Here is a 14,023-nt window from a genome sequence, read left to right as displayed (position 1 = left end):
GGCCCCGTCCTGCCGAGCCCTCCGGAACCTCCGAGCGGGTCCGGGTCACTTCCGGTAGAGCGCCTCGATCTCCTCGCTGTAGTCCTTGGCGACCGCGTGCCGCTTCAGCTTCATCGACGGCGTGAGGTGACCGGACTCCTCGGAGAACTGCTCCGGCAGGATGCGGAACTTGCGTACCGACTCCGCCCGGGAGACCGCGCTGTTGCCCCGGTCCACCGCCTCCTGCACCGCTGCCAGCAGCTCGGGGGACTGCAGCAGCTCCTCCCGCGGACGGTCGGCCAGGTCGTGGTTCTCCGCCCAGCGGGGCAGAAACTCGTCGTCGACGGTGACGAGCGCGGCCACGAAGGGCCGGCCGTCGCCGACCACCATGCACTCGGCGACGAGTTCGTGGGAGCGGATGCCGTCCTCGATGACCGCGGGTGAGACGTTCTTGCCGGCGGCCGTCACCAGAATCTCCTTCTTCCGGCCGCCGATCGTCAGATAGCCCTCGTCGTCCAGTGAGCCGATGTCGCCGGTGCGGTACCAGCCGTCCTCCATCGAGTCGGCGGTGGCCGACTCGTTGTTCCAGTACCCGGTGAAGAGGTGTTCCCCGGTGACCAGCACCTCGTTGTCCTCCCCGATACGCACCGAGGAGCCCGGCAGCGGCCGGCCGACGGTGCCGACCTTCGGGGCGTCGTGCGGGTTGAAGGCGGTGGCACCGCACGTTTCCGTCAGCCCGTAGCCCTCCAGGACGGTGAAGCCGATGCCCCGGTAGAAGTGCCCGAGCCGTTCCCCCAGCGGGGCGCCGCCGCTGATGGCGTGCGTCGCCCGGCCGCCGAGCACCGCGCGCAGCTTGCGGTAGACCAGCCGGTCGAAGAGCGCGTGGCGGAGCTTCAGTCCTCTTCCCGGCCCGCCGGCGTCCAGCGCCCGGCTGTACGCGACGGCGGTGTCCGCCGCCCGGTCGAAGATCTTGGCCTTGCCGTCCTCCTGCGCCTTGGCCCGGGCGCCGTTGTACACCTTCTCGAACACCCGCGGGACCGCGAGGATGATGGTCGGCCGGAACGTGCTCAGGTCGTCGGTCAGGGTCCTGGCGTCCGGCACGTGGCCCAGCCGGATCGGTGCCAGCGCCGCGGTGACCTCCACCATGCGGGCGAAGACGTGGGCCTGCGGCAGGAACAGCAGGACCGAGCTCTCCCCGGTGCGGAACAGCGGCTTCAGCCCTTCCACCACGTTTCCGCACTCGGCCAGGAAGGCCCGGTGGCTCAGCACACAGCCCTTGGGCCGCCCGGTGGTGCCGGAGGTGTAGATGAGGGTGGCCACGGAGTCCGCCGACACGGTGGCCTCCACGTCCCGCAGCGCCTCGTCCGTCACCTCACGGCCGGCGGCTGTCAGCAGTGGTACGGCTGCCTCGTCCCCGGCCGCGGTGATCCGCCAGAGCCGGGTGAGCCCGGGCAGCCTGGCCCGGACCGACGCCACCGTCTCGGCGTGCTCCTGCGTCTCCACCACGCAGGCCACCGCCCCGGAGTCCTGCAGGATCCAGGCCACCTGCTCCGCCGAGCTGGTCTCGTAGACGGGGACGGTGACGGCCCCGGCCGACCAGATCGCGAAGTCCAGCAGGGTCCACTCGTAGCGGGTACGGGACATCAGGCCCACCCGGTCCCCGGGCTCCACCCCGGAGGCCATCAGGCCCTTGGCCACCTGCCGCACCTGGTCCAGGAACGCGGCCGCGCCGATGTCCTGCCAGCTGTCCCCCTGCCGGTGCGACACCACCGGTTCGTCCGGGTGGCGGGCGGCGTTGCGGTGCAGCAGTTGCGGAAGGCTGCTCTCGTCGGACACCTGATACAAGGCCGGAAGGCCGAACTCGCGCACAATTGCTCCTCGTCACGCCGGCCGGGGAGGCGGGGCCGGCCACCGTCGGCTGCGGTACGGCGAGACCGCGGCGGGCCCCGGAATCGACTGCCGGACGTCATCCTCCGGTACCGGCACGGGGGTGGCTTCCCTGCCCGTGATGTGCCCCGTGTCACATTCCGGGCTCTTTCTGGCAGGGTACCCCCAGACCGGAGAAGGCGAATCCTGGCCGGACCGAGGCGGTGTTCCGGTGGCCGGCCGGGCGCGGTGAGACGCGCGGTAGCCTTCCTGCGAACGGCAGCGGGCGAAATTGAGGAGCCACGGCGATGGCGGAGCACACCAGGTCAAGCATCACCATCGAGGCGTCACCGGCCGAGGTGATGGCGGTGATCTCCGACTTCGGCCGCTACCCGGAATGGACCGGTGAGGTGAAGGAGGCCGAGATCCTCTCCACCGACGACCGGGGCCGGGCGGAGGAGGTCCGGCTGCTGCTCGATGCCGGAGCCATCAAGGACGAGCACACCCTGGCGTACGAGTGGTCCGGCACGGACGAGGTCCGCTGGTCACTGGTGAGGTCGAAGATGCTGCGCGCGCTGGACGGCTCCTACCGCCTCGTCCCGGCCGCTGGAGGGGAGCGCACCGACGTCACCTACCAGTTGACCGTCGACGTCAAGATCCCCATGCTCGGCACCATCAAGCGCAAGGCCGAGAAGGTCATCATCGACCGGGCCCTGGACGGCCTCAAGAAGCGGGTCGAGAGCGTGACCCGCTGACCGTGGCCCCCGGGGTGCCCCGGACAGTCCTGGTGACGGGGCCCGGCGGAGCCGGTGTCACCACCCTGGCCGCCGCGACAGCGCTGGCCGGGGCACGGGCCGGCCACCGCACCCTGGCGATCGGCACAGGGCTGTCCTGCGGGCTCGCGGCCGTCCTCGGCACCCGGCCGGCCGCCGGCCCCGGGCAGCCCGTGGAAGCGGCTGACGGGCTGTGGACCGTGGAGGCCGACTCCGCCCGGCACTTCCGCGAGGGGTTCCTCGCGGCCCAGGACCGCGCCGGAACCTTCCTGTCGGCGCTCGGCGCGGAACCGCTGGACGACGACGAGCTGACCGAGCTGCCCGGCGCCGGCGCGCTCGCCCTGCTGAGCACCCTGCACGAGGCGCACCGCAGCGGCCGGTGGCAGCTGATCGTCTCCGCGCTGCCGCCGGCTCCGGAGGCGGTCCGCCTGCTCGCTCTCCCGGACCAGCTGCTCCGGTATCTCGGGCGCCTGCTTCCCGCGCAGCGGCGGACCGCGCACACACTGCGGCCGCTGCTCGCGCAGCTCACCGGGGTCTCCCTGCCCGCCGCCGCCCTCTACGACAGCGCTGCCCGCTGGTCGCGGGAGCTGACCGCGGTCCGGGACGTCCTGACCGGGCCGGGCACCTGCGTCCGCTGGGTGGTGGAGCCGGGACCGCGGGCGGAAGCGGTGCTCCGGTCCGCCCGGGCCGGACTGGCGCTGCACGGCCCGGCGTCGGAGGCAGTCCTTGCCAACCGGCTGCTGCCCACCGGGTCGCCCGACCCCTGGCTGGCCGGTCTGGCTGCCCGTCAGCGGCTGGCGCTGGCGGAGCTCGTGGCCGAGGGACTGCCGGTGCACGAGATTCCCCATCTGGGCCGGCCGGTGAGTGGCCCGGCGGACCTCGAAACCCTGCAGGTGCCTCCGCCCGGTGACCCGGTCCCCCTTCCGGGCCGGGTGGTCGAGGACGGCCGGTCCGCCGACGGGCTGCTCCGCTGGCGTCTTCCGCTGCCCGGTGCTCGCCGGGACGAGCTCACCGTGGTCCGCCGCGGTGACGAACTCGTCGTCACCACCGGTCCGTACCGTCACTGTCTCGTCCTGCCCCCGCTGCTGCGGGACTGCACGCTGACCGGCGCAGGGCTGGAGGACGGGGCCCTGGTGACGCGGTTCGCCCCGGTGCCGCGGCACCGGGGCGCTGAAGCCCTCAACGGTTCCCGGCCGGTCCGGTAACGTCGGTACGGACGTGACCGACGTGACCGGCTGCCGCAGGAGCCCGCGATGAGCGACGCAACCGAGCCCGACGCCGATGCCTGGGCCACCGCCTGCGAGGAGGATCTCGCCGCGGAGCGGGCCAGACGCCGCGAGCGGTACGGCCCTCCGCCGGTGGACCCGGCCGCGGAGTTCCGCAGGCTCACCGAGGCGGTGACCGGGCAGCTCGGCCGCTTCGGGCTGAACGTGGCGCCGCTGGCCGAGCAGGCGAGGGCCGCCGTCGAGCCGGTACTGGAGCGGAACTCCGAGGTCTTCGGGCATCTGGTCCGGGCCGGGGACGAGTTCGCCGCCGCGTTCCGTGCCGCAGCCGCCGGCCCGCCCTCCGCGTCAGGGCCACCTTCCGGGAACAATCCGGGTGATCCGGACGCGTCGGGCGGTACCACGGATGAGCACGGGACGCAGAGGCCGAAAACAGACGGTCGGGACGAGGGGGGAGAATCCGGCCCTTCCGGTGGGTTCCAGCGCGGCGACCAGGACTGATCACCGGCCGAAGAGCCTCTCGTACTCCGGTACGGTGGTCCGCGGCGGAATCCACTGACTGCACTGAGGAACTCATGGGACTGACCATCGGCGTCGACATCGGCGGTACGAAAATCGCGGCCGGGGTGGTCGATGAAGACGGCACCATCCTCGAGATCAGTCAGCTGCCGACCCCGCTGACCTCCGCGGAGCTGGTGGAGTCCATCGCCGCCGTGGTCCGCACGGTCGGCACCGGCGTGCAGGTCGAGGCCGTCGGCATCGGCGCGGCCGGCTATGTCGACGACAAGCGCGCCACCGTGCTCTTCGCCCCGAACATCAAGTGGCGTCAGGAACCCCTCAAGGACAAAATCGAGCAACTGGTCGGCATGTCCGTCGTGGTCGAGAACGACGCCAACGCCGCAGCCTGGGGCGAGTTCCGCTTCGGTGCCGGGCAGGGCCATGACGATGTCGTGTGCATCACTCTCGGCACCGGCCTGGGCGGCGGCATCATCATCGGCGGCCGGCTGCACCGTGGACGGTTCGGCGTCGCCGGGGAGTTCGGCCATCTCCGGGTGGTGCCGGACGGCCTGCTGTGCGGCTGCGGAAGCCAGGGCTGCTGGGAGCAGTACGCCTCCGGCCGTGCCCTGCTCCGCTATGCCCGGCAGCGCGCCAACGCCACCCCGGAGGCGGCGAAGACCCTGCTCGCCCTCGGTGACGGCACCCCCGAGGGCATCCAGGGCAAGCACGTCAGCGCCGCGGCCCGGCAGGGCGACCCGGTTGCCGTGGACTCCTTCCGTGAGCTGGCCCGCTGGGCCGGCGCGGGTCTTGCCGACCTCGCCTCGCTGTTCGACCCCTCGGCGTTCATCGTCGGCGGAGGTGTCTCGGACGAAGGCGATCTGGTCCTCGATCCCATCCGCAAGTCGTTCCGCCGCTGGCTGGTCGGCGGCCGTTACCGGCCGCACGCCCAGGTGCTGGCAGCGAGGCTCGGTGGCCGGGCGGGTCTCGTCGGAGCCGCCGACCTCGCCCGCCAGGGCTGAGCACTGGCTGACCGCCGGCCGGCGGGTGTCCGTGCCCCCGGACCGTGAGTTCCGCTGTGCCGGAACGGCAGGGAACTGCCCGTCGGGAGCCTCCCGTTACGCGGTGCACCGGCCGGCGGCGTGCTGTCTTGACCTCCTGACCCGGCAGCGGGCGGAGTGCGCACAGAACAGCTACTGTCGATCACATGTCCGCCGAGATCCGTCTGCTCAGTTACAACGTCCGCTCCCTGCGGGACGATGTCGGGGCGCTCGCCCGGGTGATCCGGGCGTCCGAGCCCGATGTCGTCTGCTTCCAGGAGGCACCGCGCTTCTTCCGTTGGCGCCAGCAGGTGGCCCGGCTGGGCCGGGCAACCGGCCTGGTGCTTGTCAGCGGCGGTGCACCGGCGTGCGGCACCATGATCATGACCACCCTGCGGCCGGTGGTGGAGAGCGCCGAGGACGTCCCCCTGCCGTATCACTCGGGGCTGCACCGCCGGGCGCTGTCGACCGCGGTTCTCCGGTTCGGCGCCGCCGCACGGCTTGCGGTCATCAGCTGCCATCTCAGCCTGGACGACGGTGAGCGCACGCAGCAGGGCGCGCTGGCGCTGGAGCGGCTGGCCGCCATGGGGGTGCCCGCCGGAGTCGTCGCCGGTGACCTCAACGAGCGCCCCGAGGGCCCCACCTTCGGCCGGCTCGCGAGCGAGCTGCAGGACGCCTGGGCGGTCGCGCCCGACGGCGGGGGGCTGACCTTTCCCTCGGATCTGCCGGAGAAGCGCATCGACGCCGTGCTCTGCACCCAGGAGGTGGAGGTGCTCGGCTGCGGGGTGCCGACCGGCAGCCCGGACCTCACCGACTCCGATCTGCGGGCGGCCACCGACCATCTGCCGGTGCTGGCGAGGCTGCGGCTACCGGCAGCGGACTGAGCTGACTCCGCTTCCGTCCGGCCCCGTCCGCCCCGCTTCGCGGCTCCGGCCCGGCGCGGACGGGGCGGTCCCGGGCCGCTCCGGCACGGGACGGCCGGGACCGGAGCTTGGTACCTCGGGTCAGACCACCGCGCCGCTGCCCGGGTCGGACCACTCGTCCCGGCCGTCCCGCATGCGGGATACCAGGGTGGCGAAGCCGACCAGGAAGCCGCCGATGCCCAGCGTGCCGACCCACCACGTGACCGGCTGCTGGAAGACCACCCAGAGGAACAGCAGTACCGGCCCGCCGATGACCGCCAGCCAGGCGAACTTCGTGGTCAGGTCCGAAGCCGGTAGCGGAGGGGGTTCCGGAGGGACGAAGTGGCCCTCGCCCTGCTCGTCCTCGGGTGCCCAGTCCCGTGGCCCGGTTCCCGACCACTGACCGCTCCCCGTGGTGAGGAAGTCGCGCCCCGAACCGTTGGTGAGCAGAGGTTCGTCCGGGCCGCCCTCCGGTCTCTCCCGCCAGGCATTGCCCGGCCCGCCGCCCGCCCGAGGGGAACCCGGCTCGCCGGAGCCGGCGGGTGCGCCGGGGCTGCTGTCGGGAGCCGTTCCGGCGGCATCGGTTCCGTGCTCCTCGGAAGCGGCCCGGCCGGAGTGCTCCTCCCCGGTACGGGTCTCCGGCTCCGCGGCCGGCGCCTTGCCGAAGCCGGCAACGATCTCCGCCCAGGCGGCGTCCTCGTCGATCGGGTCGCGGCCGTCGCCGCGTTCCTGGTCACGTTCGGTCACGTGTGGTCTTCCTCGTCGTGAGCCGGGTCATGAAGGCGTCCGTCTCCTGAAAGATACCTGGGGCGTCATGGTCCAGGGTGGCCACGTGATAGCTGTCCTCCAGCACCCGCTCGGTCACCTCCACGGAGGAGACCTTGCTCAGGATGTATGCGGAGTCCGCGGACGGAACCACGTGATCCCGCCGGCTGCGCATGAGCAGCAGCGGCTGGGTGACCTGGGGCAGATCCGACGGCAGCAGCCGGAACAGCTGCCGCAGCGAGTGCGCCGCGTGCAGTGGCACGCGGTCGTAGCCGGTCTCGGAGATCCCTTCGCGGGCGATGTCGCTGGCGATGCCCTTCGTCGTGGGCAGCAGATGCCGGACCAGGGGCAGGAAGTATCCCGTGACCCGCGGGAACGAGGCCGCGGGGTTGACCACCGTGACTCCGGCCACGGCGTCCCCGTGCTTGGCGGCGAGCCGCAGGGAGAGCGTGCCTCCCATCGACAGTCCGCACAGGAAAACCTGGTCGCAGCGGTCACGCAGGAGCCGGAACTCCCGGTCGAGCGTCGCGTACCAGTCCTGCCAGCCGGTGCGCTGGAGGTCCTGCCAGCGAGTGCCGTGGCCGGGCAGCAGGGGGAGCGAGACCGTGTGGCCGCGCTCCGCAAGGTACTCGGCCCAGGGGCGCATCGACTGCGGCGTCCCGGTGAAGCCGTGGCACAGCAGGACTCCGGTGGCCGAGCCGTCGTGCGAAAAGGCCTCGGCGCCGGGCAGAAGCAGCATCGGGGAGCTCCGTTCGGCGGTGTCCGTTCGGGGGGTGCGGTGACTGCCACCCTACGCGCGGGTGGGGACAGCCGGTAGTCGGCCGAGGGCACCCGGAGGGCTGCGGGAGAACCGCCGGGCGCGAAACCCCAGTAAGGTCGTGCACGGCAGAACACAGGAGGTTCCCAGGTTGTTGTACGGCACGATGAAGATCTCCGTAGGCGCGGGGCTCAAACTGACCTTCCGCCCATGGGTGGAGGGCCGCGAGCACGTGCCCGCGGAAGGGCCGGCGATCCTGGCGAGCAACCACCTCTCCTTCTGCGACTCCTTCTTCCTGCCCGCGGTGCTCGACCGCAAGGTCACGTTCATCGCCAAGGCGGAGTACTTCACCACCCCCGGCATCAAGGGCAAGCTGACGGCCGCCTTCTTCAAGGGCGTCGGCCAGCTGCCGGTCGACCGTTCCGGCGGCCGCGGCGCGGGTGAGGCGGCGATCAGGAGCGGCATCGAGGTGCTGGAGCGCGGTGAGCTGTTCGGCATCTACCCGGAGGGCACCCGTTCCCCGGACGGCAGGCTCTACCGTGGCAAGCCGGGCGGCCTGGCCCGGGTCGCGCTGGCCACCGGAGCTCCCGTCCTTCCCGTCGCGATGATCGACACCGAGAAGATCCAGCCTCCGGGCAAGATGATGCCCAAGCTGATGCGGCCCGGTATCCGCATCGGTGCGCCGCTGGACTTCAGCCGTTACCAGGGCATGGAGGGTGACCGGTTCATCCTCCGCTCGGTGACCGATGAGGTCATGTACGCCATCATGAAGCTCTCCGGGCAGGAGTACGTCGACATCTACGCCACCGCCGCCAAGCGCCGGCTGGCCGATGAGGCCAAGGAGCGGGCGGAGGCCGAGAAGGCCGAGCGGGCGGAGAAGAAGGCCTGGGAACGCGCCGAGCACGACCGTGAGGAGCAGGACCGGCTGGAGCGGGAGCGCCGGGAGGACAAGGACGGCGAGACCCGGGCGGGCTGACGCCTCCGGGGGACGGGGAGGGCCGGGCATGACGGGGAAGCTGTCCGGGATGTCGGTGGAACAGCCGCTGTGGCGGGCGCTGACCGGCTTCCGGATTCTGACGCTCTGCTACGTGCTGGGCCTGTTCGTCCTCTCGTACGGGGACTACGGGCGGCCGCTGGTCGGCGTGGGCTACCTCGCGGTGCTCACCGTCTGGACGGTGAGCACGCTGCGCAAGGTCACGTCCGCGGAGCACTGCACTCCGCGCTTTCTCGCCGGTGACCTCGTACTCGCCGTCGTCGGGATCCTGCTGAGCCCGGTCGCCGATCCGCACCGCGAAGTCGGCCCCACGCTGCCGTCCATCTGGGTCGCCGGTGCCGTGCTGGCCTTCGCGGTCAAGGCGGGCTGGCGCTGGGCCGCCGCCGCCTCGGGCGTGGTCGGCCTGGCCAACCTCGTGGAGAACAACGGCCTTTCGCGCAGCACGGTGCACAACGTGGTGCTGGTGTGCGTGGCGAGCGTCACGATCGGCTACGTGGTCGAGGTGGCCCGGGCCAGTGAGCGCGCCCTGGCCCGGGCGATGAGCATGGAGGCGGCCACCCGGGAGCGCGAGCGGCTCGCCCGGGACATACACGACGGAGTGCTCCAGGTCCTGGCGATGGTGCAGCGGCGTGGCGGTGCGCTCGGCGGTGAGGCAGCCGAGCTGGGCAGGCTGGCGGGGGAGCAGGAGACAGCCCTGCGGACACTGATCAACGGCGGGCGGGTGCCCGCGCAGCCGCTGGGCGGCGGGGCGGAGCCGGAGGAGCCGGCCCGGCTGGATCTGCGGGCCCTGCTGGCGGCCCGTTCCCGGGGCCGGGTGAGCTTCGCGGGCCCCGGTGGCCCGGTGCTCCTGCCCGCCCCGGTCGCTCGTGAGCTGGACGCCGCTGTCGCCGCCGCCCTGGACAATGTCCGCCGGCACGCGGGTGGCGGGGACGGCGGCGGGCCGCGGGCCTGGATCCTGCTGGAGGACGAGCCGGACGCGGTGCTGATCACCGTTCGGGACGAGGGTCCCGGGATTCCCGCCGGGCGGCTCGCCGCGGCGGAGGCGGAGGGCCGGATGGGAGTGTCGCTGTCCATCCGCGGGCGGCTGCGGGAGCTGGGCGGGAGCGCGGAGTGGGTATCGGTGCCCGGGCAGGGCACCGAGGTCGAACTGAGGATGCCGAAGCATGACGGATGAACAGCGCCCGGTGCGGGTGATGGTGGTGGACGACCACCCGATGTGGCGGGACGCGGTCGCCCGTGACCTGGCGGACGCCGGCCTGGAGGTGGTGGCCACCGCCGGCGACGGGATGCAGGCGGTGCACCGGGCGCGGGCCGTGCGGCCGGACGTGCTGGTGCTCGACCTCAACCTGCCCCTGCTGCCGGGGGCGGAGGTGTGCCGCCGGCTCGCCGGTCCCGATGCCGCACCTGCCGCACCTGCCGCACCTGCCGCACCTGCCGCACCTGCCGCACCGGGCGGGACCGCCGACGCGGGGCCGAAGGTGCTGGTGCTCTCGGCCAGTGGGGAGCAGGAGGACGTGCTGGAGGCGGTCAAGGCAGGGGCCACCGGATACCTGCTGAAGTCCTCCAGCGCCGAGGAGCTGCTGGACGCGGTCCGCCGGACGGCCGCCGGCGAGCCGGTGTTCACTCCCGGGCTCGCCGGGCTGGTGCTGGGGGAGTACCGCAGGCTGGCCTCGGGCCCCGGCCCGAGGGACGCCGGTGCTCCGGCGGTGCCCCGGCTCACCGCCCGGGAGACCGAGGTCCTGCGGCTGGTCGCCAAGGGGCTGACGTACCGTCAGATCGCCGAGCGGCTTGTCATCTCGCACCGCACCGTGCAGAACCACGTGCAGAACACGCTCGGCAAACTCCAGCTCCACAATCGCGTGGAACTGGTCCGTTACGCCATCGAGCGAGGGCTCGACGCCGAATAGGACGCGCCCGCCCCGCCACGAACAGCTGTGCCATGATGCGCGGAGTGTGCCGGGTGCCGGCTTGCCGACCAGGAGTGCCGCAGGCACGGGAGCCAAGGGGAGGAACGAACGGTGGACATCCTTGCGTTCGGGGTGCAGACCGACGAGAAGCCACTGCTCGAGGCGGCGTTCGCCGACGAGGAGCTGCGGTGCGTCGATGTGTTCCTGAACGGAGACACCGTCCCCATCGCGGCCGGTCACGAGATCATCAGCGTCAGCGTCAACGCGGAGCTCGACGCGGAGGTGCTGCGCGCCCTGGCCCAGGGCGGCACCCGCATGATCGCCCAGCGGGCCACCGGCTTCAACAACATCGACCTGCAGACCGCCGCCGAGCTCGGGATGACCGTCGCCCGGGTGTCGTACTACTCGCCTCATGCGGTCGCGGAGTTCGCCTGGACCCTGGCCATGGCCCTGAACCGGCAGGTCGTCCGGGCCGCCCGCCGGACCCGGGAGTTCGACTTCCGGCTCGACGGGCTGATGGGCCAGGACATGCACGGCGCCACCGTCGGCGTGATCGGCACCGGCAAGATCGGTGAGGCGTTCACCCGGATCGCGCACGGCTTCGGGATGCGCCTGCTGGGCTGGGACGTCGCGGAGAACCCGGCCTGCCGGGAGCTGGGCATGACCTACGCGGAACTGCCGCAGCTGCTCGCCGAGGCGGACCTGATCAGCCTGCACGTGCCGCTCCTGCCGCAGACCTACCACCTCATCGACGGCCCGGCCCTGCGGGTCATGAAGGACGACGCCCTCCTCATCAACTCCAGCCGCGGCGGTCTGGTGGACACCGAGGCCCTGGTCCACGAGCTGCGGCAGGGCCGGCTGCGCGGCGTCGGCCTGGACGTGTACGAGGCCGAGGCGGGCCTGTTCTTCCTCGACAAGTCGATGGAAGTCATGACCGACGACACCCTGGCCCGGCTGACCACCTTCGGCAACGTCCTGGTGACCTCGCACCAGGCGTACTACACCCGTGAGGCGGTCACCCAGATCATCGACGCGACGGTGCGCAACGTGGCGGACTACCGGGCGGGCCGCACGGGCGAGAACACCCTGGTGGCCCCCGGCCTGCCGGTGCCCGGACCGCGCTGAGCCCGCACGGCGCCGCTCCTCGCCGGGACGACGCCCCTTGCTCACGTGGCAACGCGCCCGATGGCACCGGCCCTGCCGTCCACCGCCGCCAGCAGTTGCCGCACCACACCGGGCCCGTCCAGGGTCAGGACCGACTCCGGGTGGAACTGCACCCCGGCGAAACCCGGCCCGCGCAAGGCGTGCACGTCGCCGGAGGACGGGTCGCGGGCGAGCTCCACCCCGCGCGCCGCCAGGTCCGCACGGCCGGTCTCCGTGCAGCGCGCCGTGTACGAGCTGTAGAAGCCCACGGTCTGCGGCTCGCCGAAGAAGTCGATCCGCTTCTGCGCGCCCTGATGCGGCCGCGACCGGCGCACCAGGTCCAGGCCCAGCGCGTCGGCGAGCAGCTCATGCCCCAGGCAGACCCCCAGCAGCCCGCCGCGGTGCTCCGCGAGCAGCTCAGCGGTCAGTGCGCGCAGCAGGCACATCCGGGGATCCGCGGGCTCCTGCGGGTCACCTGGGCCGGGACCGAGCACCACCGGTCCGGGGTGGGCCAGGGCGGCCGCGCGCAGTCCCGGGTCGTCGAAGCGCCGCACGGTGACGGCGCTGCCGGTGGACCGGAGCAGATGGGCCAGCATCGAGGTGAAGGTGTCCTCCGCGTCCACCACCAGTACCGGCCTGCTACCGGGCGGGCCGGCGGGCGGGAGGTTCTGCATGGCGAGCCAGAAGGGGGCCAGACCGGACCGCCGGCTGTCCAGCGCCGCCCGTACCCTCGGGTCCTCGGCCAGCCGTGGCGGCCGGGCCGCGGGCGCGGCCGGAGCGGGCAGGACGCCCAGCGCGGTGAGTACCCCGGCGGCCTTGGCGTGCGTCTCGGCGACCTCACCGGCCGGATCGGAGCCGCGCACCAGCGTGGCGCCGACCGGCACGCGCAGCCGTCCGGTGCGGCCGTCGATGTCGGCCGTGCGGATGAGAATGGGCGAGTCCAGCGTCTGTCCGCCGTCGGCGTCCCGGCCGATCAGCGCCAGCGCCCCCGCGTAGTAGCCGCGGCCGCCGCGCTCGTGGCGGCGGATGACCCGGCAGGCGTTCTCCACCGGGGAGCCCGTCACGGTGGCCGCGAACATGGTCTCGCGCAGCACCTCGCGCACATCGAGCGAGCTCCTGCCCCGCAGTTCGTATTCGGTGTGCGCCAGGTGCGCCATCTCCTTGAGCCGGGGGCCGATGACGGTGCCCCCGATGTCGCCGACGGTGCACATCATCTTCAGCTCCTCGTCGACGACCATGGACAGTTCCTCGGTCTCCTTGCGGTCCGCGAGGAAGTCGAGCAGCCCGTCCGCGGTGGGTCCGGCGGCCGGGTACCGGTAGGTGCCGCTGATCGGGTTCATCACGACCGTGCCGCCTCTCATCCGGACGTGCACCTCCGGACTGGCTCCGACCAGCGTGCGCTCCCCGGTGTGGACGAGGAAGGTCCAGTACGCTCCCCGTTCGCCGAGGAGCAGTCGCCGGAAGAGGGCGAGAGCGTCGGCCTTGCCGTAGCCGTCGATCACTCCCTCGAACGTTCGCCTGACCACGAAGTTGGCTCCCGCCCCGGCGCCGATCTCCTCCTCGACGACACGGCGCACGGTCTGTTCGTAGGCATGGTCGCCGATGTCGAAGCCGCCGGCGCGGACCTGCACGGTGTGCCCGGGCAGCACGGACAGGAGGGTGTCGAGCGGTACCTCGTGCTGGTCCGTGGCCCGGAGCACCCGCAGCGGGGTGCCGTCATCGGTCACCTCGAATCCGCGCTCGCGGATCTGGCGGAAGGGCACGAGTGCGAGGGCGGTGGGCTCGCCGCCGGGGAGGTCGGTGAGCCGGGGCACGTCCTGGACCTCGCCGAACAGCAGTTCCACCAGGCCCGGGTCCCGGCCCGGGGTCCGGCGGCGGAGCAGGGCGAAGGGCGGGCAGTCGTCGTCGAGCAGGCGAGCGATCATGGCGGTGGTCCTTCCGGAGTCCGGGAGGGCTCGCGGGGAGGAAGCGGCACCGGACACACCGAAGGCCGCCCCCCGGGCGGCCTTCGCGTCTGTCAATGGGATGCGCGCAGTCTCAGGTGGCCGCCGGACGAGCGGGCCACCACCAGGTGCGGGAGATCTGCGCCAACATGTGCGGCACTCTAGCGGATCACCGGACCGGATACCCGGGCGGTTTCCCGCCGCCTGCCCGCGCGGTGCCGGTCATGGTGCCGGCC

Annotated in this window: 13 protein-coding genes; 9 read left to right on the top strand and 4 right to left on the bottom strand. The window is 72.6% G+C overall.

The genetic code is table 11. The features are described from left to right. Positions 1 to 45: 45 nt before the first annotated feature. Positions 46 to 1,848, bottom strand: coding sequence for an AMP-dependent synthetase/ligase (locus tag PJ985_RS20340; protein ID WP_271685307.1), 1,803 nt, complete (start codon positions 1,846 to 1,848; stop codon positions 46 to 48). 305 nt (positions 1,849 to 2,153) lie between these two features. Here PJ985_RS20340 and PJ985_RS20335 point away from each other — a divergent pair, with 305 nt between their 5' ends. From PJ985_RS20335 to PJ985_RS20315, 5 genes are all read left to right on the top strand, one after another. Beyond that, positions 2,154 to 2,600, top strand: a complete 447-nt coding sequence (locus PJ985_RS20335; RefSeq protein WP_271685306.1) for an SRPBCC family protein — start codon at positions 2,154 to 2,156, stop codon at positions 2,598 to 2,600. Positions 2,601 to 2,614: 14 nt separating this feature from the next. Next, on the top strand, positions 2,615 to 3,823 hold the full coding sequence (locus PJ985_RS20330) for an ArsA family ATPase (protein ID WP_271685305.1): 1,209 nt from the start codon (positions 2,615 to 2,617) through the stop codon (positions 3,821 to 3,823). Positions 3,824 to 3,871: 48 nt separating this feature from the next. Then, positions 3,872 to 4,342, top strand: a complete 471-nt coding sequence (locus PJ985_RS20325; protein WP_271685304.1) for a DUF5304 family protein — start codon at positions 3,872 to 3,874, stop codon at positions 4,340 to 4,342. Between the two features lie 74 nt (positions 4,343 to 4,416). Continuing rightward, positions 4,417 to 5,358: an ROK family glucokinase gene (locus PJ985_RS20320; protein WP_271685303.1), complete on the top strand. Its 942-nt coding sequence runs from the start codon at positions 4,417 to 4,419 to the stop codon at positions 5,356 to 5,358. A gap of 185 nt (positions 5,359 to 5,543) precedes the next feature. Beyond that, positions 5,544 to 6,260, top strand: coding sequence for an endonuclease/exonuclease/phosphatase family protein (locus tag PJ985_RS20315; RefSeq protein WP_271685302.1), 717 nt, complete (start codon positions 5,544 to 5,546; stop codon positions 6,258 to 6,260). Positions 6,261 to 6,380: 120 nt separating this feature from the next. On the opposite strand, the gene PJ985_RS20310 is transcribed toward PJ985_RS20315, so the two are convergent. Then, the gene (locus PJ985_RS20310) at positions 6,381 to 7,025 is read right to left on the bottom strand and encodes a hypothetical protein (protein WP_271685301.1); all 645 of its coding nucleotides are present in this window, start codon (positions 7,023 to 7,025) and stop codon (positions 6,381 to 6,383) included. Further along, the gene (locus PJ985_RS20305) at positions 7,012 to 7,782 is read right to left on the bottom strand and encodes an alpha/beta hydrolase (RefSeq protein WP_271685300.1); all 771 of its coding nucleotides are present in this window, start codon (positions 7,780 to 7,782) and stop codon (positions 7,012 to 7,014) included. The genes PJ985_RS20310 and PJ985_RS20305 overlap by 14 nt, the downstream gene beginning before the upstream one ends. 184 nt (positions 7,783 to 7,966) lie before the next feature. Here PJ985_RS20305 and PJ985_RS20300 point away from each other — a divergent pair, with 184 nt between their 5' ends. The 4 genes from PJ985_RS20300 to PJ985_RS20285 all read left to right on the top strand — a co-directional run bounded on the left by PJ985_RS20300 (position 7,967) and on the right by PJ985_RS20285 (position 11,826). Further along, positions 7,967 to 8,776 carry a lysophospholipid acyltransferase family protein gene (locus tag PJ985_RS20300; RefSeq protein ID WP_271685299.1) on the top strand — a complete coding sequence of 270 codons (810 nt, stop codon included), beginning with the start codon at positions 7,967 to 7,969 and terminating at the stop codon, positions 8,774 to 8,776. A 28-nt stretch (positions 8,777 to 8,804) separates the two neighbouring features. Beyond that, on the top strand, positions 8,805 to 9,968 hold the full coding sequence (gene macS, locus PJ985_RS20295) for a MacS family sensor histidine kinase (protein ID WP_271685298.1): 1,164 nt from the start codon (positions 8,805 to 8,807) through the stop codon (positions 9,966 to 9,968). Beyond that, positions 9,958 to 10,701 carry a response regulator gene (locus PJ985_RS20290; RefSeq protein WP_271685297.1) on the top strand — a complete coding sequence of 248 codons (744 nt, stop codon included), beginning with the start codon at positions 9,958 to 9,960 and terminating at the stop codon, positions 10,699 to 10,701. Before macS ends, PJ985_RS20290 begins: the two co-directional genes overlap by 11 nt. 111 nt (positions 10,702 to 10,812) lie before the next feature. Continuing rightward, the gene (locus tag PJ985_RS20285) at positions 10,813 to 11,826 is read left to right on the top strand and encodes a 2-hydroxyacid dehydrogenase (protein WP_271685296.1); all 1,014 of its coding nucleotides are present in this window, start codon (positions 10,813 to 10,815) and stop codon (positions 11,824 to 11,826) included. Between the two features lie 41 nt (positions 11,827 to 11,867). On the opposite strand, the gene PJ985_RS20280 is transcribed toward PJ985_RS20285, so the two are convergent. Continuing rightward, complete coding sequence (locus tag PJ985_RS20280) at positions 11,868 to 13,769, bottom strand: anthranilate synthase family protein (protein ID WP_271685295.1); 1,902 nt, start codon at positions 13,767 to 13,769, stop codon at positions 11,868 to 11,870. Positions 13,770 to 14,023: the final 254 nt, after the last annotated feature.

Origin of the sequence: Streptomyces sp. ACA25 (genome assembly GCF_028200735.1) — a bacterium.
In the GTDB taxonomy this organism is placed as follows: Bacteria; Actinomycetota; Actinomycetes; order Streptomycetales; family Streptomycetaceae; genus Streptomyces.
Note: the sequence above shows the minus strand (reverse complement) of the source record. Positions and strands in the feature narration are given on the sequence as shown.

Excerpts from the sequence above, each read along its gene's own strand:
- macS (WP_271685298.1), top strand. The coding sequence starts at position 8,805 with ATGACGGGGAAGCTGTCCGGGATGTCGGTGGAACAGCCGCTGTGGCGG.
- PJ985_RS20315 (WP_271685302.1), top strand. The coding sequence starts at position 5,544 with ATGTCCGCCGAGATCCGTCTGCTCAGTTACAACGTCCGCTCCCTGCGG.
- PJ985_RS20325 (WP_271685304.1), top strand. The coding sequence starts at position 3,872 with ATGAGCGACGCAACCGAGCCCGACGCCGATGCCTGGGCCACCGCCTGC.
- PJ985_RS20280 (WP_271685295.1), bottom strand. The coding sequence starts at position 13,769 with ATGATCGCTCGCCTGCTCGACGACGACTGCCCGCCCTTCGCCCTGCTC.
- PJ985_RS20320 (WP_271685303.1), top strand. The coding sequence starts at position 4,417 with ATGGGACTGACCATCGGCGTCGACATCGGCGGTACGAAAATCGCGGCC.
- PJ985_RS20335 (WP_271685306.1), top strand. The coding sequence starts at position 2,154 with ATGGCGGAGCACACCAGGTCAAGCATCACCATCGAGGCGTCACCGGCC.
- PJ985_RS20300 (WP_271685299.1), top strand. The coding sequence starts at position 7,967 with ATGAAGATCTCCGTAGGCGCGGGGCTCAAACTGACCTTCCGCCCATGG.
- PJ985_RS20305 (WP_271685300.1), bottom strand. The coding sequence starts at position 7,782 with ATGCTGCTTCTGCCCGGCGCCGAGGCCTTTTCGCACGACGGCTCGGCC.
- PJ985_RS20290 (WP_271685297.1), top strand. The coding sequence starts at position 9,958 with ATGACGGATGAACAGCGCCCGGTGCGGGTGATGGTGGTGGACGACCAC.